The sequence below is a fragment of the Sorangium sp. So ce302 genome (assembly GCF_051530145.1).
Taxonomy (GTDB): Bacteria; Myxococcota_A; Polyangia; order Polyangiales; family Polyangiaceae; genus Sorangium; species Sorangium cellulosum_B.
Genome location: NZ_CP150326.1, coordinates 3,098,108 through 3,121,353, shown reverse-complemented (window position 1 = coordinate 3,121,353; position 23,246 = coordinate 3,098,108). Strand labels below are relative to the sequence as shown.

19 protein-coding genes are annotated in these 23,246 nt (G+C 70.6%); 9 read left to right on the top strand and 10 right to left on the bottom strand.

Annotated features, from left to right (window positions below):
- The first annotated feature begins 228 nt into the window (after positions 1 to 228).
- Positions 229 to 987 (top strand): DUF4114 domain-containing protein, encoded by a 759-nt coding sequence (locus WME73_RS12250; RefSeq protein ID WP_437915818.1) that lies wholly within the window; start codon positions 229 to 231, stop codon positions 985 to 987.
- A gap of 117 nt (positions 988 to 1,104) precedes the next feature.
- Here WME73_RS12250 and WME73_RS12245 read toward each other — a convergent pair whose 3' ends face one another.
- On the bottom strand, positions 1,105 to 2,085 hold the full coding sequence (locus WME73_RS12245; RefSeq protein WP_437915817.1) for an alpha/beta hydrolase: 981 nt from the start codon (positions 2,083 to 2,085) through the stop codon (positions 1,105 to 1,107).
- A 278-nt stretch (positions 2,086 to 2,363) separates the two neighbouring features.
- Entirely contained in the window at positions 2,364 to 4,889 is a 2,526-nt protein-coding gene (locus WME73_RS12240) for a DUF3656 domain-containing U32 family peptidase (RefSeq protein WP_437915816.1), read from the bottom strand.
- Between the two features lie 317 nt (positions 4,890 to 5,206).
- Here WME73_RS12240 and WME73_RS12235 point away from each other — a divergent pair, with 317 nt between their 5' ends.
- Complete coding sequence (locus WME73_RS12235; RefSeq protein ID WP_437915815.1) at positions 5,207 to 7,963, top strand: MXAN_6577-like cysteine-rich protein; 2,757 nt, start codon at positions 5,207 to 5,209, stop codon at positions 7,961 to 7,963.
- 249 nt (positions 7,964 to 8,212) lie between these two features.
- Entirely contained in the window at positions 8,213 to 9,091 is an 879-nt protein-coding gene (locus WME73_RS12230; protein WP_437915814.1) for an alpha/beta fold hydrolase, read from the top strand.
- A 393-nt stretch (positions 9,092 to 9,484) separates the two neighbouring features.
- On the opposite strand, the gene WME73_RS12225 is transcribed toward WME73_RS12230, so the two are convergent.
- The 3 genes from WME73_RS12225 to WME73_RS12215 all read right to left on the bottom strand — a co-directional run bounded on the left by WME73_RS12225 (position 9,485) and on the right by WME73_RS12215 (position 13,403).
- Positions 9,485 to 10,921 (bottom strand): glucuronyl esterase domain-containing protein, encoded by a 1,437-nt coding sequence (locus WME73_RS12225; protein ID WP_437915813.1) that lies wholly within the window; start codon positions 10,919 to 10,921, stop codon positions 9,485 to 9,487.
- 275 nt (positions 10,922 to 11,196) lie between these two features.
- Complete coding sequence (locus WME73_RS12220) at positions 11,197 to 11,889, bottom strand: glutathione S-transferase family protein (protein WP_437915812.1); 693 nt, start codon at positions 11,887 to 11,889, stop codon at positions 11,197 to 11,199.
- Positions 11,886 to 13,403 (bottom strand): isochorismatase family protein, encoded by a 1,518-nt coding sequence (locus tag WME73_RS12215; protein WP_437915811.1) that lies wholly within the window; start codon positions 13,401 to 13,403, stop codon positions 11,886 to 11,888. Before WME73_RS12215 ends, WME73_RS12220 begins: the two co-directional genes overlap by 4 nt.
- 764 nt (positions 13,404 to 14,167) lie before the next feature.
- Here WME73_RS12215 and WME73_RS12210 point away from each other — a divergent pair.
- The 6 genes from WME73_RS12210 to WME73_RS12185 all read left to right on the top strand — a co-directional run bounded on the left by WME73_RS12210 (position 14,168) and on the right by WME73_RS12185 (position 19,894).
- On the top strand, positions 14,168 to 14,536 hold the full coding sequence (locus WME73_RS12210) for a response regulator (RefSeq protein WP_437299247.1): 369 nt from the start codon (positions 14,168 to 14,170) through the stop codon (positions 14,534 to 14,536).
- 85 nt (positions 14,537 to 14,621) lie between these two features.
- Complete coding sequence (locus WME73_RS12205; protein WP_437745644.1) at positions 14,622 to 15,299, top strand: GAF domain-containing protein; 678 nt, start codon at positions 14,622 to 14,624, stop codon at positions 15,297 to 15,299.
- Positions 15,296 to 15,820 carry a chemotaxis protein CheD gene (locus WME73_RS12200; RefSeq protein WP_437745643.1) on the top strand — a complete coding sequence of 175 codons (525 nt, stop codon included), beginning with the start codon at positions 15,296 to 15,298 and terminating at the stop codon, positions 15,818 to 15,820. Before WME73_RS12205 ends, WME73_RS12200 begins: the two co-directional genes overlap by 4 nt.
- A gap of 5 nt (positions 15,821 to 15,825) precedes the next feature.
- Positions 15,826 to 17,547 (top strand): chemotaxis protein CheA, encoded by a 1,722-nt coding sequence (locus WME73_RS12195; protein ID WP_437917383.1) that lies wholly within the window; start codon positions 15,826 to 15,828, stop codon positions 17,545 to 17,547.
- Positions 17,544 to 19,310: a methyl-accepting chemotaxis protein gene (locus WME73_RS12190; protein ID WP_437915810.1), complete on the top strand. Its 1,767-nt coding sequence runs from the start codon at positions 17,544 to 17,546 to the stop codon at positions 19,308 to 19,310. Before WME73_RS12195 ends, WME73_RS12190 begins: the two co-directional genes overlap by 4 nt.
- Complete coding sequence (locus WME73_RS12185) at positions 19,307 to 19,894, top strand: chemotaxis protein CheW (protein ID WP_437915809.1); 588 nt, start codon at positions 19,307 to 19,309, stop codon at positions 19,892 to 19,894. The genes WME73_RS12190 and WME73_RS12185 overlap by 4 nt, the downstream gene beginning before the upstream one ends.
- A gap of 93 nt (positions 19,895 to 19,987) precedes the next feature.
- Here WME73_RS12185 and WME73_RS12180 read toward each other — a convergent pair whose 3' ends face one another.
- The 5 genes from WME73_RS12180 to WME73_RS12160 all read right to left on the bottom strand — a co-directional run bounded on the left by WME73_RS12180 (position 19,988) and on the right by WME73_RS12160 (position 23,242).
- Positions 19,988 to 20,524: a hypothetical protein gene (locus WME73_RS12180; protein ID WP_437915808.1), complete on the bottom strand. Its 537-nt coding sequence runs from the start codon at positions 20,522 to 20,524 to the stop codon at positions 19,988 to 19,990.
- A gap of 133 nt (positions 20,525 to 20,657) precedes the next feature.
- Positions 20,658 to 21,224: a hypothetical protein gene (locus WME73_RS12175; RefSeq protein ID WP_437915807.1), complete on the bottom strand. Its 567-nt coding sequence runs from the start codon at positions 21,222 to 21,224 to the stop codon at positions 20,658 to 20,660.
- 96 nt (positions 21,225 to 21,320) lie between these two features.
- Entirely contained in the window at positions 21,321 to 21,692 is a 372-nt protein-coding gene (locus WME73_RS12170) for a hypothetical protein (RefSeq protein WP_437915806.1), read from the bottom strand.
- Positions 21,693 to 22,209: 517 nt separating this feature from the next.
- Positions 22,210 to 22,569, bottom strand: coding sequence for an immunity 8 family protein (locus WME73_RS12165; RefSeq protein ID WP_437915805.1), 360 nt, complete (start codon positions 22,567 to 22,569; stop codon positions 22,210 to 22,212).
- A 127-nt stretch (positions 22,570 to 22,696) separates the two neighbouring features.
- Positions 22,697 to 23,242, bottom strand: a complete 546-nt coding sequence (locus WME73_RS12160) for a hypothetical protein (protein WP_437915804.1) — start codon at positions 23,240 to 23,242, stop codon at positions 22,697 to 22,699.
- Between the last annotated feature and the right edge of the window lie 4 nt (positions 23,243 to 23,246).

Genomic DNA, 23,246 nt, shown 5'->3' with positions numbered 1-23,246 from the left:
TTCAACCAATGGACCGCCATGGCGCTTCCATCGCAGACCGCATGGATTCGGCCAGGGATCTGCCCAGCGCGGGTTTCGAGTTGCGGATTGTCATGGCGCGATTCCGCCTCGCACACCGTTACAGCTTCGCGCAAATTCCACTTGGACCGGCGCGCGTTATGAGCTAAGCCACTGCCTCGGCGAATCGCTATTATCTGGCGAGCCGTCTTTTTACGGAGGGGGAGAACCATGAGATCGCAATCGTTCGGTGCGCTCACAGCGTTTCTTTTGTTCAGCGGCGCCGCCAGCGCAGACGTCACGAATGAATGCGGCATGCCTACCATCGAAACCGATGACGTCGGCGCGACGCTCATACTGACCTACGACGCTGCGGTTCAAACCAAATTCTGCAACGGAACCGCAGGCTTCAACTCCAATGTATTCGTTGACACGTCCTATCCTCCCACATCTCCGATCTACTTCGCCACTGGCAACGTCACTCCGGTCGGCAACATCGTGAACATCGGCGCCTTCCCGAGCGGCTCCGAGCTCATATTTTTCATCGAGGTGACCAACACCGGCGACGTTTTCTACTCGGGGCCGGGCTCACGCAACCCGGACGGCCTCGTGCACGCATTCGTTAAGGCGTTGAGCACTCCGATCGGTGATGAATTTTACATCGGATTCGAGGACCTGTTCGGTGGAGGCGATGGGGACTTCGATGACATACAATTCATCGTGCGCCTTGAGCTCGACGAAGATGGCGACGGCGTGGGAGATTTGACCCAAGATCTTTGCTTGGACACCGAGGCCGGGGATGTGGTGGATGCGGACGGCTGCTCGATCGCCCAGCTCTGCCCTTGCGACGATCCCTGGAAGAACCACGGCGCGTATGTGTCGTGTGTGGCACACGCCGCAGAGGAATTCGTCGAAAGCGAGCTGATCACCGACGACGAAAAGGACGTAATCGCTTCCGCGGCTGCTCAGAGCTCCTGCGGTGCCAAGTGAAATGAAGCGAGCGCCTCCACGTGGCGAGCCCATGGTCGGAGGCGCGGCGGTATGCGTGTGAGCCATCGGGGGAGTTGACACAGCGCGCTCTTCCAGGAGAGGGGTGGGGTGAAAGACCTAGTCCCCGAGCGGCGGGAAGCGCTCGTCGAGCCAGCCGCGGATGGCAGCGTACGCGGTGGGCGCGTTGATCTGGAGGTTCAGATCGTGGCCCGAGTTGGGCACGACCACGATCTCGAGCTCCGCGGCCGGCGAGTAGGCGGCCGGCTCCAGCGTGGTCCCGCCAAGCAGGGTACCGCACGGCGCGATCCCGCAGAATATCGTGTCGTGCCGTCCCACGACGGTGAGCACCGGCGCGTCGACCTGGAGGCTCGTGAGCGCGGTGTTGACCAGCGCGAACTCGGCGAGCTCGCCGGACGTGCCGAGCCCCTTGGTCGCTTCGTCCAGCGCGATCACCGCCGGATCCGCGTTCGGGAGGTAATAGAACGTCGGGCCGCGGGTGCCCGGCTGCGTCGTCAAGTAGCCGAGGTCGAGGCCGGAGCCCGCGAAGCTCGGGTCGAGCGTGGCCGGATAGACGTTCAGGAGCAGCTGCGGCAAGCCGGGGCCGTAGGTGTGCAAGAACCCCGTGGCCACGACGCCATCCACGTCGTGGTACGTCGCAGCCTGCTGGACGGAAATGATAGATCCCAGCGAGTGGCCGACGAGCACCACCCGGCTCCATGCGTGCCCGAGCTCGCCGCTCCGAAGCGCCTCCGCGAGCTGATGGTGAACATAGGCCTGCGCGGTCGGTGTGACCTGAAGGGAGAGCGGCCGGTCGCTGTCTCCGGTGCCAATGCGGTCGAAGTTCAGCGTGGCATAACCAGCCGCATTGGCGTAGCGCACGAACGAATAATGCTCCGGCTGGTACGGGAAATCCCAGTACACGCTCGAGTACGTGGCGCCGTGCACGGTGAGCAGCACCGTGTCCCGCGGGCTCTCCTGCGGCACACAGAGCTCGGCGGCGACCTCGTAGTCTGCCGGCGCCCCAGGTGCGAGCGCGACTGCATATCGGAAACTCGTACACACCCGCGAGAGGACCGCGGCAAGAGGAGCCATATCCATGGTTTCTGCGTACCATGCCTTCTGGCGCGCCGGAAGCCCGCGGCGGAGAGGATGGCGGTGTCGTCAGACTGTCCACGAGAGCTGGGAGGAGCAGTGGTCAGGGAGGTCCACCATCGTTCGAGCGAGGACGGCCCCCTCACCAACCGCCCCGCGCTAGAGGGGTGCATGCGGAGCCGGTCGATCCCGCTGTGCTTCGAGCGACGGGCAACGAGGTCTCCTCGCAGAAAACCAGGGATACGCTTGGCCGACGAGGCGCTCGCCTCGGTGGTGGCTCCCCCTCACGCCTGCAGCACGCGCAGCGACCCCCGCACCACCCCGTAGCTCCCCTCGGCCCGCAGCCCGCGCGCGACCTCGGCCGGCGCCACCTCCCCGGCGAGCAGCCGCCGGTACGCCTCCACCACCCGCCGCGCCCCCTCGGCGTCCTCCCGCACCAGCTCGATCCGGAACCGCCGCACGCCGCAGCTCGCGAGCCTCGGCACGAGGTGCGCCGCGCTCTGCGGCGCCGCGTGGAACACCGTGTTCCGACACCCCACGTCCGCCTCGAGCGGGTGATCCATGCCCGCCCGGTCCCGCAGCGACAGCGCGTGCTGCTCGCACGGGCGGCCGCAGGTGAGGTGATCCTTGCCCTCGGACAGCGTCGCCGCGATCACGCAGTGCTCCATGTGGAAGAGCGGCATCGGGTGGTGCACCACCACCTCGGCGAACCGCCCGAACGGCGAGTCCAGCAGCGACTCGAGCTGGGCGGCGTCGAGGTCGAACGACGGCGTGAACGCGGCGAGCCCCCGCGAGAGCACCTCGCGCGCGGCCAGCTTGTTCGTGACGTTCAGCGAGAAATCGCCGATCCGGGGCACGCCCGGCGTGGCGTCGAGCAGCGCGCCGAGGCTGCGGACCAGGATCGCCGCCGGCCCGAGCGAGAGCAGGTACCGGTCGATCTTCTCCTCGCCCGGCTTGCGGATCCGCGGCGGCGCCACCCCGACGGAGGCCCCGGCCGCCATCAGCTCGCGCGCCGCGGCGCCGAGGCCGACCATCTCCAGGAAATCGAGGTAGACGCCGCTCGCGCCGGCGTCGAGCGCCGCCCGCGCCTGCGCCACGTTGCGGCACAGCACGAAGAGGCCCGGCGCCGGCGGCGGCGCGTCCGGCGGAGCGACCCCGGCGACGAGCCCCTCGGCCGAGAGCGGCGCCGACGGATGGGGGCGGTGCGACGCCTCGATCAGCGCCGCGACGAGCGCCCGGCGCGCGCGGTTGAGCGCCGACGGCGGCACGAGCGCAGGCCCATCGAGCGACAGCCCGACGCCGCGCAGGGCGAACGGCGTGTCGCCCAGCCGATCCAGCTGCTTCCGCAGCGTGGCCTCGTCGAGCGGCGATCGATCGGCGCGGCCGAGCGGGGCGTCGACCTCGACCGAGGCCGACGCCCCGCCCTCCGCCGCCGCCGAGAGCCGCGGGCGCTCGCCGAGGCGGCCCTCGAGGCGGACGTCGATCGCCACCCGGCGCGGGGCGCGGTCGAGCGCCTCGCGGACCGCGCGCGTGGCGACGGGGTCGCTCGTGCGAAAGACCCGGCGCCCGCGCAGCCCCCGCGCGCCGCTCAGCACGTCCTCCGGCAGCCGCCGGTCCGGGCCGAGCCACACCTCGACGTCGCCCCCCGCCGGCGCGCGCTCGACCTCGCGGCCAGCGACCCACAGGCCCCAGATGCGGCCGCCGATCTCGCCCTCGCCGGCAAACCCGCCCTCCACGAGGATCCCCTCGCCGCGCGCGAGCGGCCGGGCGGCGCGGACGACCACGACCTCGTGGCCGCGCCGGCGCGCGGCGCCGCGCGCCTCGCCGACCTCGATGCCGCGGTGATCGCAGGTGCGGCCGTCGACCAGGCGCTGGTGGTCGACGCCGCGCAGGAAGCCGGGGCCCGAGCCCCGCGAGAACGCCTGGAGCGCCGCCTCCCGGTCCGTGGCCCCGGGGCCCGCCCCCTCGCCCAGCGCCGCGTCGATCGCGGCGCGGTAGAGCCGCGCGGTCGCGCCGACGTACTCCGGGCCCTTGAGGCGCCCCTCGATCTTCACCGAGGCGACGCCCAGCGAGATGAGGTCGGGGATGACGTCGGTGGCGTCGAGGTCCTCCGGCGACAGGAGGTAGGCCGCGTCGCCGAGGTCGCGCAGCGCGCCGTCGACGACGAGGCGGTACGGCAGGCGGCAGGCCTGGGCGCAGGCGCCGCGGTTGGCGCTGCGGCCGCCGATGGCCTCGCTCGTCAGGCACTGCCCCGAGTAGGCGATGCAGAGCGCGCCGTGGACGAACACCTCGAGCTCGACGTCGGTCGCCCGGCGGATGGCGGCGATGTCGTCGAGCGAGAGCTCCCGGGCGAGGATGACGCGCGCGGCGCCGAGCGATCGCGCGAGCTCGACGCCGGCCGCGTCGGTGCAGGTCATCTGCGTGGAGGCGTGGATCGGGAGCCCGGGCGCGAGCGCCCGCGCGAGGCGCATCACCCCGAGGTCCTGGACGATGACCGCGTCGACGCCGGCCGCGGCGCACGCCTCGATCGCGCCGCGGACCGCCGGGAGCTCGTCGTCGAACACCAGCGTGTTCAGGGTGACGTAGCCCTTCACGCCGTGGGCGTGGAGGAAGCGCACCGCCTCCTCGAGCTCCGCCGCGTCGAAGTTCGCGGCCCGCGCGCGGGCGTTGAAGGGCGACGCCGCGCCGCCGCCCGCGGCTCCCCCCCGGAGGCCGAAGTAAACGGCATCGGCCCCGCCGCGCACGGCGGCTTCCATGGCGGCGCGATCACCGGCGGGAGCGAGGACTTCAGGGCGCGCGGGCCGCGACATGCGGGCGGTTCTAGCAAGGGGTGGCGCGGTTGTCGCTCTCTACCTGGCGCGGGCTCGCCCTCCCGAAGAGCCTGCCGGACGGCGCGCCTTGACCTCGCTTCGCGACGTGAGGCACGATCGGGCAGCGGCCTACCCGGCCGAGGTGCCGTCGGGTCGCCGGCCGGCGCAGCGAGGCCTCGGTGGCAGGGTCGGATGAGCGGAGCGGCCACGTCAGCCATTAACGACCAGCGCGGAGCCCGGGAGCCGAACGTCGGAGAGGCGCTCGCATTCTCCGCCGGCTCGCGCGCGTCGACGGCGCGTGCCGCAGGGGGATGTCGATGAACAGACACGGATTTCGCTTCGGGCGCGCGCTCTCGAGGGGCGCGCTCTGGCTGCCTGCCGCGCTCCTTTCGGCGGCGTCTGCGTGCGGCGGCGACGACGACGCCCCGGCGCCGCGCTGCGAGGCTCCCTACTCGGTCTGCGGCGGGGCCTGCGTGGCGCTGCACGCCGATCCGGAGCACTGCGGCGCGTGCGGCCAGCAATGTCCGGCCGGGGAGGCGTGCTTGCAGGGCGCCTGCGAGCCGCTGGGGACCGGCGGTGAGGGTGGCGGCGGCGGTGACGGCGGTGGCGGTGACGGAGGCGGGCCATCGGAGTGCCGCGAGAGCCGCTACGTGAAGCGCTGCGGCGACGAGTGCGTCGACACGCGCACCGACCCGGACCATTGCGGCAAGTGCGGCGCGCCGTGCCCGCCTGGCCGCGCGTGCTCCGGATCCGTCTGCCGGCAGACCTGCCTCCCGGGCCTCACCGACTGCGCCGGCAGCTGCGTGGACCTCGCCGCAGATCCGCAGCACTGCGGCCGGTGCGATCGCGCCTGCGACCCCGGGCGCCCCTGCGAGGGCGGCACCTGCGCGTGCAGCGCGGAGCCCTCCCAGGACATCGGCTCCGCCGTCCCGCAGCGGGTGAGCGGCACGACGATCGGCGCCGACGACGGCCGCTGGCTGACCTGCTCGGAGCCTGGCGCGGTCGATCAGGCGTTCCTGTTCACGGCGCCTCACGCGGGGACGTACCTGTTCGACACCTTCGAGGCCTCGTACGACACGGCGCTCGGCGCGCTGCGGGCGGACACGTGCGAGGAGCTGGCCTGCAACGACAACGCGGGGAGCGTCCAGTCGCAGATCTCCGTCGATCTCGCCGAGGGCGAGCGCATCCTCGTGGTGGTGAGCGGCGCGCGCGGCGCGCAGGGCGACTTCACGCTCCGCGTGGCCGAGCCCGGGCCGGTCCAGTGCGCGCCGACCGCCCTCGATCCCGTCGTCCCGCAGACGGTGACGGGCACGACTGTCTTGCGCGAGGACACGGTGTCCGCCGACTGCGACATCAGCGCGACCCCGGACGCCACGTACACGTTCACGGCCCCGTCGGACGGCACGTACGTGTTCAGCGGGCGCGCCCCGTCGGACCTGATCGTCGAGGTCCGCGACGGCGGCACGTGCACGGGCCGCTCGCTCTACTGCCGCTACGGCGCCGGCGAGTCGAACGCGTTCGCGACGCTCGAGGCCGGTCAGACGGTGCTCGTCGCGGTGGCGGATCCGGCCGGCCCGCTGGCGAGCTTCACGCTGGAGATCGTCGAGGCCCCTCCGTGCCCGGGCGTCCAGATCGGCGCGACCCTGCCGCAGACGGTGACCGGGAACAACGAGCACCTCCGCAACCTGATCTCGGCCTGCGCGACCTTCTCGACCGGGGGCGAGGCGACCTACGGCTTCACCGCGCCGCGCGAGGGCATCTACACGTTCGACGCGACCGGCTCGAGCTTCCCCGTCCTCATGGAGGCGCGCCACGCCTCGTGCGCCGGCGATCTCATCGCGTGCGTCGACGGCCTGTTCGAGCCGGCGCTCATCACGCTCTCGCTCGCGGCCGGCGAGACGGTCATCCTCGTGGTGGACACCGCTGGCCCGACGGGCGACTACCGGCTCGAGGTCGACGAGGTGCGGTGCCCGCTCATCGATCTCGGCTCGACGGTGCCGCAGACGGTCACGGGCACGACCGCGGATCTCGCCGATCACCTCGCGCCGGACTGCGCCTCTCGCGGGGCCCCCGAGGCGACCTATCGCTTCACCGCCCCGGCCGACGCGCTCTACATCTTCGACACGGACGGCTCGGCGCTCGATACGGTCCTGGAGGTGCTGGACGGCTCGTGCTCTGGCCCCTCGCTCAGGTGCAATGACAACGTGGACCCGGCGGGGGTCGTCACCCACTCGCGGGCGAGCCTGTTCCTCTCCGCCGGCCAGACGGTGATCGTCTCCGTGGACAGCGCGTCGACGAGCGGCGATTACACGCTCAACATCACCCAGCGGGAGGCGCCGCAGTGCCCTCTCTTCGCGCTCGACGCCGTGGTCCCGCAGTCGGTCACGGGCAGCACCGAGGGTTATCCCGATCTCCTGGCGCCCTCCTGCGCCTCGGTGCCCGGCGGCGAGGCGACGTACAGCTTCACCGCGCCTGCAGATGGCTTCTACCGCATGAACACCGTGGGTTCCACGATCGATACGATCCTGTCCGTCCGCGACGGCGGGTGCGAAGGCGACGAGATGGCCTGCGTCAACGATAGCAGGGACTCGAGCAAGCTCGTGTGGCTCGACGCCGGCCAGACCGCCCTGATCAGCGTCGACAGCCACGGCGCGGAGGGCGACTACATGCTCAACGTGGACCTGTTCGACGGCACCGGCACGTGCGATAAGCCCATCGAGCTCGCGCCCCTCGCCTCCCAGACCGCGACGGGGACGACCAAGGGGAGCCTCGCCAAGGTGGACGCGAGCTGCGGCGGCATCGACGCGCCTGAGGTGGCCTACCTGTTCACCGCGCCGGAGGCGGGGACGTACACGATCGATACGGTCGGCTCCGACTACGACACCGTGCTCGCCGTCTTCGACGGGGACTGTTATGGCGAGGAGATCGCGTGCAGCGACGACGTGCTCGGGGAGGACCTGCACCTGTTCACGTCGGAGGTCACGGTGTCGCTCGACGCAGGGCAGAGCATCGTCATCGTGGTCGACGGCGCGATCGATGAATCCGGCGTTTACGAGCTCAACATCCACCCCTGACCGCGCACCGTCGAGCAGCGTCGCGAGTCTCCTCGAGAGAGGGAGGCTCCGCCGGACGAGCTGCTGTTCAGGAGCAACGTTCCGCAGGAGCGCTGCTGGTTCCGGCGTCCCTTGAGCCCCGCCGGGGGCTGGAGCCGATAAACGGATGGGGCGACGCATCGCACGCGGGTATCCGTCCTCGATCTCGGCGCCTTCCCGACACGCGTGGAGCGCCTGGCATCCTCGGTGCAGGTCAACTACCTTGGGGCCATGATCAGCGGCGTGGTGGAGCCGGTCCGGCTCGGGGAGACGGCGCTTCCAGACGGCCGGCGGCTGGGCTGGGCGGAGTGGGGACCGGAGGGCGGCATCCCCGTGCTGCTCTGCCCTGGCGGCGCCACGAGCCGGTCGATGGGGTTCGGGGGCGATGTCGTCGACGGGCTCGGCGTGCGGCTGATCTCCGTGGATCGCCCGGGGCTCGGGGCGTCGGACCAGGCCCCGGGCCGCACGCTCGGCGACTGGGCGCAGGACATCCGGCGCTTCCTCGAGGCGCGGCAGCTGTCCGGCGTGGCGGCCGTCGGGTTCTCGGCGGGCGCGCCGTTCGCCCTGGCCTGCGCGGCGGCCAGCGTCGTGGCTGGCGTGGCCGTTGTCGCGGGGACCGATGAGCTGGCGAATCCGGTGTTCGCCGATGCGCTGGCGCCCGACGTGCGGCGGCTCGTGGAGCTGGTGGCGACCGACCCTGCGCGCGCGGAGGCGTTCTTCGGCGGGTTCAGCGCCGAGGCGATGTGGAGCTTCGTCCTCTCGACGCTCGCGGACGTCGACCGCGCGGTGTACACCGCCCCGGTGTTCGAGCGCGCTTACCGGCGCGCGATGGATGAGGCGTTCTCTCAGGGGCCGGCCGGCTACGCGCGCGACACGGTGCTGACGATGAGCCCGTGGCCGTTCGATCCGGGGAGCATCCGCGCGCCGGTCGACCTGTGGTACGGCGCGCGGGACACGAGCACGGTGCACTCACCGGACTTCGGGGCGTCGCTCGCCGGGCGGCTGCGCGCGGCAGAGAGGCGCGTGCTTCCGGAGGCGGGAGGCTCGCTGCTGTGGACGCATGCAGAGGAGATCCTGCGCTCGCTGCTCGGGCGCACGCGCGGGCGGTGAGCCCCACGCGGGATGCCCTTGGGGAGGAGGGCTACTTTGGCCGAAGGTGGGGTCTTTTGAACCGCCAAGCCGCCACGGACGCCAATAGAATCACGAAATCCTGGCGCTCTATGGCGACTTCGCGGTTCCATCATTTGACCCGGCTGGTTCGCCCGATGGGTGAAGCGGGGACGACCCCGCGCTGCCCGGCCGCGGCCACGGGGAACAACCTGCGCTCGCCGCTGTCCCGCAGATCCATGCCTCGTTCCGTGGCCCGGTTCTTCCTCCTCGCGTACGCCATCAAGATCTCCTCGAGGGGCGTCCGCCTTCATGAGATCCAGGAGCGCGGGCCAGAACGCAGCCTCCGCGTCGATGCCGGCGTCTCCTATCGCCGCGCTCCCCGAAACAGCGCCATCATTCCAGCGCTGGGGCTTGCCAGTCCACCCAGTCCGCCATGCTGAGGGAGCCGCCCGAGCCCACGACGAATTCTCCGGGCGCCTCGCCCTCGTGCTTCAGAAACCTGGCGATATTCTTGGCGAGGAGATCGGTGTATTCGTTCTTGTAAGAGCAATGCGCCGTCTCGGCGACCTTCGAGTGGTAGCTGACATTCTTCTCGACGCCCAGCGCCTTGTAGACCGCCGCTCCGGCCGCTGTCGCCGTATGACCGGCGGGGGCGCCCATCTGAGCCTGGTGCGGGTTCTCGAGGACGAGCAGGCCGCGCGGCGCCATCATCGCGATCAGGGCGTGGGTGTCGATCGGGAGCTTGACGGCGTTCGAGGCATTGTTCTTGAAGACGAATGGCTCGAAATTGTTGCTGAGCCAGTTCAGCCCGAAGTAGTTGTGGTCCGTCCGCTCCTTGCCCAGCACGTCGGCGATGCGGTAGGCCGGGACACCGGCGGTGCTCGTCTCGTGGGGGATCGTCAAGGCGATCCGATCATCGAAGACGCCGATGGCAAATGCTCCCTTGCCGTTGCGCGAGCATCCCGTGACGCCGATCCCGGTCGGATCGATGATGTCGCCTCCCGACGCCTGGATGACGTCGAGGATCCGACTGGCGCCCCAGGCCCATGCCATCAAGAGGCCTGCCGAGTGATCACCGCCGTAGATATCATAGAACTTCCCCGGGTTGGGTTTTCCTCTGGATTGCTCCGCTGTGCCCTCCCTGCCGATCTCATTGTGGTTGTAGTAGATGACGGCGACACCTTGTTCCAGGATGCGGCTTTCACCTAGCGTGATGCCGCCGAACCCGCCTTTCCCGCCCACGTTGATGATCGCGGGGAAGGGCGCTTCCCCCTTGGAGGGCAGCACGATGTCGGCGCTGAAGTCGATCTTCTTGCCCTGGGCTTCCACGTGCACGGAGATCTTGTTCTCGGTGACGGTGCCGGTCACCACGTCAGGCGTCGGCTTCTCGCCGTAGATGTACTTCTCAGCTTGTTTGCGTATCTCCTGCCTCCGGCAGTGCCATTCTGCTTTCGTGGAAACGCTGGTTCCGTCGAGCTTCGTGAACGGGTTGGGCAACTTGGAGACCTTGGGTAGAGCGCTCGCTTCCAGCAGGGCGGCGACCTCGCAATCGGCGCTCGCGTTCTCGACAGGGGTGTCGTCCGGACCCGTGCCCGAGCTGGAGCTCGATGTCGTGCCGCCGCTCGAGCTGGAGCTCGACGCCGTGCCGCTGCCCGAGCTGGAGCTCGACGTCGTGTCGCCGCTGCTGGTCGCGCTCTCGCCGCCCGAGCCGTCCGAGCCGCCGCCCGCACCTCCTTGCCCGGAGAGGTTCGGCTCGGACTGCCCGCAGGCAGCGGCGGTGAGGCAGAGACCGAGGGCAGCGCGGGCGGCTCGAGTGGCAAGCGTTCGCATGGATGGACCTCCTGGAGCGAGCATAATCAACGTTCATCGGTTGGATTTGCACTCACCGGAACGGCAGCTGGGATCGCGGCGCAATGAGACGTCCAAAGGCGCTTTCATGTCAAGCACAGGGTGGTGCAACTATTCAGCTCACCGCGCAACGGACGGCGGTCGATCCTGTCCGATGAGTCCCGGTCGAATGACGGCTCTGGAAGGTTCAGTGATAATGGCCAACTTCAGCCCGGATGACGTGCCGCGTTCACACAACGGCCAGCGGGGCGGCCGCGTTACGTCGCGGCGGCGACCGCACGCGCCTGCGCGAACAGGTCGGGGCGCGCCCGGTCGTGGGACCAGCCCTCGGGGTACGAGGCAACCGCCGCGGGGCGACCGCGCACGCGGCGCTCGTAGGCGTCGAGCGCCGGATAACCGGCGAGCGACAGCCCGCGCCGCTGCATGTAGGCGAGCACCGGGTAGAGCGCGCAGTCCGCGAGCGTGAATGCGTCCGACGCGATGAACCGCGTCTTCTGGGCCCGCGCATCCCACAGCGCGAGCTCTCGCTCCACGCCAGAGAGCGCGCCCAGGATGGCTGCTCGCCGGTCCGGCGACACGGGCTCCGGGCCGGCCTCGAAGAGGCCCTCCAGCGGGTCGTAGACACACGCCGTGGCCTCGGACTCCTGCGCGAAGGCGAGCGCGCCGGGCTCGGCGAGCGGCGGGAGGAGCGGCGGGTCGGGATACCGCAGCTCGAGGTACGTCAGGATGGCCAGCGACTCGTTCACGACGGTGCCGTCGGGCTCCACGAGCACCGGGGCCTGGCCGCGCGGGTTGAGGGCCAGGAACTCCGGGGTGCGCGTCTCGCGGGGCTCCCGCATCACGCGCAGGCGGCGCGGCTCGAAGGCGAGTCCCTTCTCGTGAGCCGCCATCAGGACGCGCCAGCTCGAGATCGAGCCGTTCACGAAATACACCGCGCGCCGCGCGCTCATCGGTCGCCCCCGGGCTCCTGCGACGCGCGGAGCGTGCGAAAATTGAGCGCCTCGAAGCCGGGGCGGTACGCGGCGACATCGAAGGTGGGGTCGATGTTCTCGGCGCGGAAGAGCTGCAACATCCGCTCTGCCTCGCCGCGCTCCTCCGCCTCGCGCTCCGGCTCGGGGACCGCGGATCGGGCTCGGGCGCGCGCCTCGGCGTCGGCGCGCTCGGACGCGGGCGCGCCGACGCCCCAGACAGCCCCGGTCGCCGGATCGTGAAACGTGCCGATGTGCCGGAACGTCAGCGAGATGCGCGATGGCGGCGTCGGGCCGCCGCCCTCACCCTCCGTGTCCCCCTCCTGGCGAATGGCGTGATAGAATCGGCGGTTCGTCTCCAGGTCCATGACGAGCAGCGAGCCGTGCGGCAGAGGGACCTTCTGGATGGCATCCCCGTCCTCGACGCGCTTGGGCCGGAGCACCATGGTGCGCTGTCGTCCGAGCGAGACATTGACGATGAACGACGGGCGCACGAGGTCGAGCGTCTTGTCGGAGTGCTCGCTGATCCAGTCGCGCCCCGTGCGGTAGAGCTGGAGCAGGCAATGGTTGAGCGGATGTCCGACGCGGCGCTCGACCTCCCTGCGAATGCGGTCGACGGCGGGGGTGAAGGGGCAGAGCTCGGGCTGCTCGTCGACCGGGTGTCGATAGAGCGGCATGGCGCCGTCGGGCGAGCGCTCGCCCTGGATGGCGACCAGGCGGGGCACCTCCCCTCCGCGGTGGCGCATCGTCGTCCAGGCGACCTCGCGCTCGACGGCGGCGAAGGCGCCGGCGTCCCCGGCGAGGCGCTTGTCGAGGGCGCCGCACCACAGCGCCGTCTCGCCCGCGCCGATGCCGGCGATGTGCACGGGCCCGGGTCCGTCGGAGAGCAGGTCGGCCCAGCTGCGGCGCCGGCCGCCGAGACCCTCGATCTCGCGCAGCGCCACGGCGTGTTTGCCCGCGGTCCCCGCCGCTGTCGCGTCCCCGAGGATGTCGACGTCATAGCCGAGCCGGCGCGCGTCGCGGGCCGCGGCGAGGACACACACGTTGGTCGCGACGCCGCACAGGACCACGGCGGTCACGCCCGCCTGCGCCAGCCGGGCGTGCAGCTCGGTGTCGCGAAACGCCGAATACCAGCGCTTCTCGACGTGCCATTCCGCGGTCCCCGCGGGGCGCTCGGCGCGCACCGGGACGAGCGCGGGGAACAGCTCGGCGCCCCACGTGCCGCGGGCGCAGCACGCGCTGCCGGTGTGCGTCTGCCCGCGGAGCGCGTCCGGCGCCGCGTCGATCTCGCCGTAGGCCGAGGTCACCCACACCACGACCCGCCCCTGCGCTCGCGCCGCGCGCGCGAGCCAGGCCACGGTCTGCGCGAGCTGGTGCGGATCGCAGTGGCGCTTCGAGAACGCGCCGCCCTCCGCGAGGAAGTCGTTCTGCATGTCGATGATCAGCAGCGCCGTGCGCGCAGGATCCCGGGAGGGCGCCCCAGCTCTCACGTCCATCGTGCCCTGGTACCACCGGCCGGTCGCTCGGCCAAGCTCCGGGGCCGCGACGCGGGGCGCGGAACAGAGCGCGCCAGGCCGAGCTCACCCGGGATCACCGAGGTTCCAACGTCGAACAGGGTAGCGTGGGCCTCCATGACGATCGAAGAGGTCGACGCTGCGACGATCGAAGAGGTCGACGCTGCGACTCGACAGCTCGTCGAGAGAGCCAACGCTGCCAGGCCACTGCCCTGAGGCGACGCAAAGCGCGCCTGCTCTATCGCCTCCGCCCCTGACGGCTCGCCGCGCTTCGATCTGGCCACGGCGCACGTGCGCCGCGCGGGCACGTCCACGTCGAACACCACAACTGACCGCCTGCGCTCACCAGAGAACACCGTCTCCCGACCCATGGGAGCCCGGAGCTCTGGCGTGTCCGCCCACGTCGTAAGCGGCCGTACAACACGATGGCTTTGTTGCGTCCCCTTCCAAAGGGTCTCTGCACCTCCGCCAGACACAGACGCTCGCGCCGTGGCGTCCGGCCCTCGCACCCGCGCTGTCGAGAAGGTCGAGGCCGGCGGGCCGATCTGCCGGCCCGTTGGCCCGCCGGCCCGCCAGCCCAATAGAAAGATGCTGTATGTCCGAGTGTTCTTGCCTCGATTGATGTTTACTTGGGGCGTGACCCGAGCGTACCTTGGGCAAAGGCGACGCCCCTTGGGGAGAGCGGGCGTTCGAGCCGCGCGGGCGAGCGCTCGAGTGGCCTTCGTTGCCTGCGAGGGGAGGCGGTGGTGTCTCGAAAGAAGATCCTGCTGGTGGACGACTCGGAGACCGTCCTGATGATGGAGCAGATGATCCTCCGGAAGAGCTATGACGTGGTCACTGCCAAGGACGGCAGCGCGGCGGTGGCCAGGGCGCTCGCCGAGCGACCTGATCTGATCCTGCTCGACGTGATCATGCCGGCCATGGATGGATTCGAGGCCTGCCGGAGGCTGCGATCGGAGGAGGCTACGCGGGAGACGCCCATTGTCCTCGTCACGAGCCGAGGCGAGGTCTCGCACAGGGAAGAGGGGTTTCGCTGTGGCTGCTCCGACTACATCACGAAGCCCATCGACTCCCTGGAGCTCCTCGAGAAGGTCAAGAGCTGTCTCGGCGAATGAGGTGAAGACCGACATGTCGCGTGATGGACAAGCGGAACGCGGGGTGGAGCGCGCGGTGCGCCGCGAGCGATCGTCACGAGCGCACGTGAGCGCGCTCGAAGGGCAGAAGAAGCGGCTCGCGCGGCGCGCCCGCGCGCTCGGCCGGCTGCTCGTCCGGGTTCGGAGGGCCCGCGGGCGCCTCGAGGCCCGCGCCGTCTGCGCCGAGGCGGCGCTCGCGCTCGCCGCCGCTCGATGCGCCGAGGAGGAACAGCAGCGCTCGCAGCTCGCGAGCCTCTATGTCGCGAGCCGCCGGCTCCTGCCGCTCCGGACCCGTGAGGAGGCGTGCCGCGCCCTCCAGGACATCATCGCGAACCTCGTCGGCTCCGAGGAGATCGCCGTCTTCGAGATCGACGGCAGCGGGGCGGTGAGGGTCGTCGCGGCCTACGGCGTCGCTCCGTCGTCCGCCGTCCTCTTGGCGCCGGAAGAGGGCATCGTGGGGCGCGTGGCGCGGCGGATCGAGCCGTATTTCCGGCAGGGCGCCGCGCTCGGCAGCGATCCGGCCACCCCCCAGGCCCCCTGCGCGCGCGGCGAGGGCGACGTCATGGCCTGTGTCCCGCTCACGATGGACGAGCGCGTGGTCGGCGTCATCGCCGTCTTCCACCTGCTCTCGCAGAAACCCGAGCTCGGGCCGATCGACAAGGCTCTTCTCGAAGCGCTCGGCACGCTGGCGGCCGGGCCGTTCTGCGCGGGGCGGGAGCGCTGCGGCGCCCTGGAGATGCGATGACGATGCTCAAGCCCCCGTCGCAGCGGTACGGCGCTGGAGGAGCGCGGCTGAGCGCGCCCCCCCCGCGCAGCCCGCAGCCCCACTACCTCACGCCGGGCAACGTCTTCGCGTCGGGCGAGCCGACGATCATCACCACGATCGTCGGCTCGTGCGTCGCGATCTGCCTCTGGGAGCCGGCGCTCGGCGTGGGCGGCATGAACCACTACGTGCTCCCCAGCTGCCCCAACCTCAAGCTGCCGCTCGGGCGCTTCGGAGACACCGCCTTTCAGCAGCTCCTCGATCGTCTGGCGGCCCTCGGCGCCACGCCCCGCTCGCTCCAGGCCCGGATCGTCGGCGGCGCCTGCATGATCTCCGCCTTCCGGGAGCGGGACTCGCACCTCGGACACCAGAACGTGACGGTCGGGGTCATGGTGCTGCGCGCCGCCGGGATCCGGGTCGTCCAGCAGGACACGGGCGGCAGCCAGGGCCGGAAGCTCATCTTCCGCACCGACGACGGCAGCGCCGCCATCCAGCCCTTGTGACCGCGATGGATGCCGAGCGGGCCGCGCTCATGCAGATGTTCGCCGCCGAGACGGCCGAGCACCTCGACGAGCTCGAGAGCGCGCTCCTCGAGCTCGAGCGGCGTCCCGACGCCGGCCACCTCCTGGAGCGCATCTTCCGCGTCGCCCACACGATGAAGGGCAACGCCAGCTCCGTCGGCGCCCACGGGCTGAGCGAGCTCACCCACGCCGCCGAGGACGTGATCGAGGATCTGCACCGGGGCACGCTGCCGGTGACCGGCATGGTGGTCTCGCTGCTCCTCGAGACGGTCGACTCGGCGCGCCGCCAGCTCGCGGAGATGGTCGCCGGAGAGGAGCCGCCGGGGTCGACCTCGCTGCCCGTGCGCGTGCTCGAGCGGCTCAGGGGCGCCCGGCGCACCGAGCGCGACTTGACCCCCGCGACGTCGAAGGGGGCCACCTCGAGCGCCGCGGACGAGGGCGACCGGAGCTCGGGCGCGAAGACCGTCCGCATCACCGTCGAGAAGCTCGATTCCATGGTCGATCTCATCGGCGAGGTCGCGGTCACCCGGAACCGGATCGCGCGGGAGGTCCAGCTCGCGGGCGGCGCCGTCGGCGCGGCGCTGCGGGACGGCCTCGAGGAGCTCGACCGGCTGAACACCAAGCTCGAGGAGGCGATCCGCCGCGCGCGGATGGTGCCTGTCGGCCCCTGGTTCCGGCAGTACGAGCGCGCCGTGCGCGATCTCGCCCGGTCGCACGGCAAGCTCGCGCGCCTCGTTGTCGTGCACGGCGACGTCGAGGTGGACACCGCGGTGATCGAGCGCCTCCGCGACGCGCTGACCCACCTCATCCGCAACGGCATCGATCACGGCCTCGAGCCGCCCGAGGTACGGAAGGCGTGCGGCAAGGACGCGCGCGGGACCATCACCCTGCGCGCCACGCACGAGGGCGGCGGCATCGCGCTCCGCGTCTCCGACGACGGCGCGGGGATGAGCCGCGCCCGGATCGCGGCGCGGGCCAGCGCGCAGGGCAGGTGTCCGGACGCCGACGCGCTCTCCGACAGCGAGCTCTACAACTTGGTGTTCGAGCCGGGCTTCTCCACCGCCACGACCGTCTCCGACCTGTCCGGCCGGGGGATGGGCATGGACGTGGTGCGGCGCCGCGTCGAGTCGCTGGAGGGCTCGATCGGGATCGAGAGCGCCGCGGGGGTCGGCACCACGCTGATCCTCCGGCTCCCGCTCACCCTCGCGACGATCGAGGGCTTCTCGGTGAGCGCCGCCGGCGAGCGTTATGTCATCCCGCTCCGCGCGGTCGTCGCCTGCGTCGGGCTCCCGCGCCGCGCCCTCGCCGCGGGCCCGGGCGGCGTCCTTCACGTGCACGGGCGCGCACTGCCGTGCGTGCGGCTCCGCGACCTCTTCGGGCTCTCCGGGCCTGCGCCGGCCCGCGAGAGCGTGGTCGTGGTGGCCCACGAGGGGGGCCAGGCCGGCCTCGTGGTCGACTCGCTCGACGGCGAGGGCAGGACGGTCATCAAGCCGCTCGGCCGGCTCTTCCGCCGCACCCGTGGGATCACCGGCTCCACGGTCCTCGCCGACGGCAGGCTCGCGCTGATCCTCGATGTGGACGCTCTGATGAACGACCTCACCCGCGGCCGCGCCAGCGGCGGCGAGCTCGCGCCCAGGGATCAATGGCGGCGGGCTCCCCCCTCGGAGGCGCGGGGAGGGGCGATGGATCCGGAGGGAAGGACACGATGAACCAGCTCAGGATAGCGCTGCGTCTCTCGCTCTCGCTCGCGTTCATGGCGATGCTCATGGTCGCCATCGCGATCTCGGGGCACCTCGGCCTGACCTCCGTCGCGGAGAAGACGCACGAGATCCTGGTGTCGGACGTCCGGGAGCTCACGATCGCGCTGCAGCTCGAGCGGGACCTCTTGGAGCTCCGCCGCTACGAGAAAGACTGCTTCCTCACCATGGGCGATCGCCCGGTCCAGCAGGGGTATCAGGAGAAATGGAACGAGCTCGAGGCGCAGATCCAGCGCCGGCTGGACGAGCTCGACCGCCGCGTGACGCTGCCCCACGAGCGGGAGTCGGTCGCCGCGATGCGGCGCGACCTGGCGAGCTACGTCGTCGGCTTTCGCCGCGTGATGCAGGAAACGCTCGCCGGGCAGCTGCCCACGGCCCAGGCGGCGAACGCCGTGATGACCGGCTACAAGGACGAGATCCACCGGTTCGAGGAATCGGCCGAGGGCTTCGCCCAGGCGAGCACGAGGGACATGGAGGTGCTGCAGGCGTCCCTGAGCGGCGACGCACAGCGCGCCTCGCGGGACATGGGCCTCATCGCCTTCGTGGCGCTGGCGGTCGGCGTGCTCGTCAGCGTCCTCCTCTCGCGCAGCATCACGGGTCCGCTGAGCTCGGCCGTGGGGCTCGCCAGGCGGATCGCCGACGGCGATCTGCGGCACCGGGGCGTGGCCGCGGGCCGCGACGAGCTCGGGCAGCTGGAGGAGGCGATGGGGGAGATGGCGGACAAGCTCTCGACCGTCCTCCTGGAGATCCGCACGGGCGCCGAGTCGCTCGCCGCGGCCTCGACGCAGATCTCGGCCACCTCGCAGAACCTGTCGCAGGGCACGAGCGAGCAGGCGGCCGCGGTGGAGGAGACGTCGGCGAGCCTCTCGGAGGTGAGCGGCTCGATCCAGAAGAACGCCGAGAGCAGCCAGCAGACCGGCGAGCTCGCCACCGGCGCCGCGGCCGCCGCGGAGCAGAGCCTCACGGCGGTCCAGCGCACCGTGGCCGCGATGCGCGACATCGCCGAGAAGGTCTCGATCGTGCAGGAGATCGCGTACCAGACCAACCTGCTCGCGCTGAACGCGTCGATCGAGGCGGCCCGGGCCGGCGAGCACGGCCGCGGCTTCGCCGTGGTCGCGAGCGAGGTCCGCCGCCTTGCGGAGCGGAGCCAGGCCGCCGCCAAGGAGATCGGCGCGCTCGCGTCGACGAGCGTGCAGGTCGCCGATCGCTCGGGGCAGCTGCTCGAGGAGATGGCGCCCTCGATCCGGCGGACCTCGGCGCTCACGCAGGAGGTGGCGACCGCTTCGCTCAACCAGGCCGACGCGGTCGGCCAGGTGAACAGCGCCATGCGCCGCGTCGACGAGGTGACGCAGCGCAACGCCGCGATCAGCGAGGAGCTCGCCAGCACGGCCGAGGAGCTCGCGGCCCAGGCGGACGCGCTCTCGGGCATGCTGCGCTTCTTCCAGGTGGGCGACGAGCACGCGTTCCCCGAGCGCACCCGCGTGCCGCGCGCCCCCGGCGCGGGCGACGCGCGGCGCCCCCCGCCGCCCTCCCGGGAGGGCTCCCCGGCCTCGCCGGGCGCCTCGAACGGCGCCGCCGTGCTCGGGACGCTCGCCCGGGCCAGGACGAACGGGGCCCTGCGCTCCCCCGCGGCGCTGCACGAGGACGCCGAGTTCGAGCGCTTTCCGCCGCGGGGCGCGGATCGGGCCGCCTCCGCACGCGCGGAGGTCCCGTGAGCGCCGCGCCGGAGCCTCGATCGTCGCAGTACATCTCGTTCTTCGTGGGCGGCGACGAGCTCGCGCTGGACATCCTCCGCGCGCGGGAGATCGTCGAGATCACCGCGATCACCCGGGTGCCGAGGATGCCGCAGGCCGTGCTCGGCGTGCTCAACCTGAGGGGGCGCGTGATCCCGGTCATCGACCTCGCCGTCCGGCTCGGGCTCCCGGCGTCGGTGATCGCGCGGCGGAGCTGCATCCTCATCGTCGAGACGGAGTTCGACGGCGAGCTCACCCGGATGGGCCTCTTCATCGACGCCGTGGGCGACGTCGTGGACCTCGACGCGGCGGCGATCGAGCCGCCGCCGCCGTTCGGCATGCGGGCCCGCCAGGGCCACCTCGTCGGCCTCGGCAAGGTGGGCGACAGGCTCCTCTTGCTGCTCGACATCGACCGGATCCTCTCGCCGGAGGAGCTCGTCGCGGCCGCGTCGCTCGAGGCCGAAAGCGGCGCCCGCGCGGCGCTGCCGGGCGCGCTCGCGCAGGGCGAGCCCGCGGGGGCCGCCGCGCTCGGCGCCGGCGAGGGCAGGCCGCGGCCCTCCCCGTAGGCGTCCGCTGCCAGAGGGGGAGAGCAGCCGTAGCTGCTCAGTTGCCGAAGCCGTGGCATGCGCGCCGCTCATCGCGAGCGACAACGTTCGCGCTCAGCGGCGAGGGCGGTGCGCAGCCCCGGCCTCGTCCGCCGCAGCGGGTTGTCCGGCCACACCGGCCGCCGCGGCGCGCAGCTCGGACATCGCCTCGTTGTATGCAGGGCTACCTGGGGCGCAGAGCGCTACACTTCGCGGCCCCGACAACGGATTGCTCTCCAGTGCGCGGATGGCGCTGTCGATCGTGTCGAAATGAGAGAACCACCGCTTTGCGGCCGCCACGACCCGAGGGGCGAGTAGCCGAAGGACCTCGGCTTGCTCCGACTCCGACAGGCGAAACGACCTGGGTGTATCCTCCCAGTTGAACGAATGCCCCGGCTGGGTGCGGAACTGGCAATGCCAGGGAGCCGGATTGTTTCGGACCGCTTTGCGCAGCCCACAGCCAAACTCGACCTGGAAGATGCCGGCGCGAGGGCAATGAAACCAGACGACATCAACGAAGTACGGGCGAAACCGCCACATGGCATGGCCTGGGTTGTGGAACCCGAGATCGACCAGCCGCGGGCCGACGATCCGCGAGATCAGCGGCTTCACTTCAGCCCATGAAAGCATCGCCTCCCCTTTGCTGCCGAACGGGGCCTCTGCCGCGAGCGGGGACGCGTGCTCACCCTCTCATCGGCAGCAGACCCAGGTCGGCCAGCGTCGGCGACACCGAGAGCCACCGCGATCACGGGTCGTCTCCAGGCTGGAGCGGAAACTCAAGCCAATCGAAGCGAGCGAGCAGCGCTGCCTCAGCATCGTCATACTCGGAATTGAAGCAGTGATGGTGCGGGACAGGGATCTCGATCGCGCGCCGTGCCAGGCCGCGCGCCTCAGCATGGCCGACAAACTGCTCGAGCGGGCCGTAGGCGTAGACAATGTTGTGGTTGTCGTAGACGATCGTGCTCTGCGAGGGCAACGATGTGACCCAGACGTGATGGCGGCCATCGCGCTCGAAGAACTCTTCGAATTCGCGAAGAAAGCCGGCCACATCTCGCAACTGCATCGGGGCTGGTTCCTGCCGCCGAGCAGCCGCGTTGCCGCAGCGGGACACAACGAGCACGTGGAGAACACCGAACGGCGCCGGCAACGGTCGCAGGAGATCGAGGATGAGGTCGATCTGGCGTTCGGCCGGCGCGAGCACCAGGCGATCGGGGCCCGTGGTGCGCTGGAGATCCCACGCGTCCGGGTATCGATGCTCGACCCAGCGGCTATCGGGTGCCAGCGAACCGAGCTTGTAGGGTTGTACATTCATGGATAATGGCCTCAATCGAGCACCGCCGGGGCGCTCACGTGGACGTGCTCGACCGGGATCCCGCGGGCCGCAGACCGTCGTCAGGCGCTCCACCCGTCAAGTCTGTGGCTTCTGGCATCGCGGATCCCATCTTCGATCCTCTGTTCCGTCGAGGTCGGCTCTGACCTCCCCGGACTCGTCGAATTGCCAGGCTGAATATCCATAGAAGAACCACTTCTTGATCGGGATCGGTCGCATCCCGCGAAGCTCCTCTGGCGTGTGATGCCAGTGAGGTGGAATCACGGAAAAGAAGAGGTCGTTCGCGATTCGCCTCGCTCGAAGGGACATCGACAAGAAACAGTGCTTGACCGTCCCTCGCGGCGCGACATCATCACAGTCCGGATGAGAGTAGAAGTACCGGACGCCTTGCATCACTTGCCCGACGTTGAGCGCCGTGTGCTTCGCGTACTCCTCCAGAAAGATTGTCATCCTCATTTCTCTACCCTCGGACAAGCGGCGCAAAGGTCGGCAGATCTATCTTCAATGGTGCCGCCCCAGGGGCGCCCAACGACTGAATCAAGCCGAGCCACCAAGCAGCGGCTCGAATGAATCATCAGGCAGCCGCGCAGAGGGAGTCTGTACCCCCCGGAGTCAACTGAATTGCCAGACATTGCCTTCACCTCCTGCCGTTGCCTCGAGACGTTGGACGTCTAGCCGCGCCACCGAACTATCCGTCGACTGATCGACCGAAGCCGCGGGACCAGCTCTGTCCAGTTCGTCGCCTTTTGGGACCTCCCCCACACAAAATCTCACAGACCGGCTCTGCGCCGCAACCCCCAAATGCTGTCCAGCGCGGTCGCGTAGATGCGCCTGACACCGGCGGCAATCGCCGCCTTTCCGGGGGCCGCGAGCGCCGGCTGGACGGCCGGGCCGGAGGAGCCGCCGCACGCGCCGAACGCCGGCGCTGCGGCGCGGAGCGGGGGCGAACAGGAGAGCGCGCGCCGTGTCACGGCTCCCGGTAGCTCTCGTACTCCCAGCCGAAGTAGCGCCGGAGGTTCTCGACGCAGGCGGGCCAGGTCTCGGCCTCGCAGGACGCGACGGTCTGCTCGAGCCAGCGCCAGAGATCGTCGAAGTCGTACCGGCGCATCACGAGCAGGGGGCGGGTGGCCAGGATGCCATCCCGTGCCTCCAGCCGATCCAGCCCGGCCGGCGTGGCCACCCTGAGGGTGAAGGAATCCGCGCCCGCCCCCTTTCTGGGCCCGATGTCCAGCATCACGAGCTCGGCGAACGCGTCGGGATCGTCGGGCGCCCACGTCCGGAGATTGGGATGCCCCCAGACGCCAGCGGAGCGGATGACGAGCTTCATGGTCGGGGAAAACGAAGAGCAAACCGGCCCTCTGGTCAAGGGCGTCAAGGGCGTCACGCGTGTTTCGCCGGTGAGGCGCTCGACTCGACCTGCGCGCGAGGCGTGGAGCGCGGAGCCACTCCGGGAGTCAGCCAGCATCAATCCACCCGCGCGCGTCGCAGTCGTTGCAGGGGAACTCGATTCCGAATCCGGGGGCCGGTTCAGCTACGCGTTTGCCGTTGCACTTCGAGCAGACCGACGACCCAGGAGGTGGCTGCGGGATCAGCTCGAGAAGCTCTACGATGCCCGTCTTCCGGGCGCCGACGATCAGCGCGGAATGTGCGTGCAAACCGCCGACCTCGACGATCTCATCGCCGTCCCAGCCACGAAGGTCCTCGAGAACGCGGCCGTCGGAGGTCAGGTAGGTCATCGGTCCCATGCCGGGGTCGAGCAGGAACGCGTCGTACTTGTCTTCAACCTCGTCCTGCCAAGAGTTCATGGCTGCGACGTACCGCCCGGCCACCTGATCGACGGAAGAAGTTCCAGCGAAGAGGTGCCCAATGAAATCGATGAAGTTGCCGCCCGTCTGCTCGCGCGGCGCGCCGGCGGCGCTGGGGGTTGCCCGCAGCTGACGTTGTTCAAGACGTCGAGCGCGCAGGCGTTCGAGCAGGGGCGGTGCGATTTGGAAGGGCATGCGA

Coding starts and splice junctions, on each gene's coding strand:
- WME73_RS12215 (WP_437915811.1), bottom strand. CDS start 13,403: ATGGACGTGAGAGCTGGGGCGCCCTCCCGGGATCCTGCGCGCACGGCG.
- WME73_RS12195 (WP_437917383.1), top strand. CDS start 15,826: ATGGATGCCGAGCGGGCCGCGCTCATGCAGATGTTCGCCGCCGAGACG.
- WME73_RS12245 (WP_437915817.1), bottom strand. CDS start 2,085: ATGGATATGGCTCCTCTTGCCGCGGTCCTCTCGCGGGTGTGTACGAGT.
- WME73_RS12175 (WP_437915807.1), bottom strand. CDS start 21,224: ATGAATGTACAACCCTACAAGCTCGGTTCGCTGGCACCCGATAGCCGC.
- WME73_RS12240 (WP_437915816.1), bottom strand. CDS start 4,889: ATGTCGCGGCCCGCGCGCCCTGAAGTCCTCGCTCCCGCCGGTGATCGC.
- WME73_RS12230 (WP_437915814.1), top strand. CDS start 8,213: ATGATCAGCGGCGTGGTGGAGCCGGTCCGGCTCGGGGAGACGGCGCTT.
- WME73_RS12165 (WP_437915805.1), bottom strand. CDS start 22,569: ATGAAGCTCGTCATCCGCTCCGCTGGCGTCTGGGGGCATCCCAATCTC.
- WME73_RS12190 (WP_437915810.1), top strand. CDS start 17,544: ATGAACCAGCTCAGGATAGCGCTGCGTCTCTCGCTCTCGCTCGCGTTC.
- WME73_RS12170 (WP_437915806.1), bottom strand. CDS start 21,692: ATGACAATCTTTCTGGAGGAGTACGCGAAGCACACGGCGCTCAACGTC.
- WME73_RS12250 (WP_437915818.1), top strand. CDS start 229: ATGAGATCGCAATCGTTCGGTGCGCTCACAGCGTTTCTTTTGTTCAGC.
- WME73_RS12235 (WP_437915815.1), top strand. CDS start 5,207: ATGAACAGACACGGATTTCGCTTCGGGCGCGCGCTCTCGAGGGGCGCG.
- WME73_RS12200 (WP_437745643.1), top strand. CDS start 15,296: ATGACGATGCTCAAGCCCCCGTCGCAGCGGTACGGCGCTGGAGGAGCG.
- WME73_RS12225 (WP_437915813.1), bottom strand. CDS start 10,921: ATGCGAACGCTTGCCACTCGAGCCGCCCGCGCTGCCCTCGGTCTCTGC.
- WME73_RS12220 (WP_437915812.1), bottom strand. CDS start 11,889: ATGAGCGCGCGGCGCGCGGTGTATTTCGTGAACGGCTCGATCTCGAGC.
- WME73_RS12160 (WP_437915804.1), bottom strand. CDS start 23,242: ATGCCCTTCCAAATCGCACCGCCCCTGCTCGAACGCCTGCGCGCTCGA.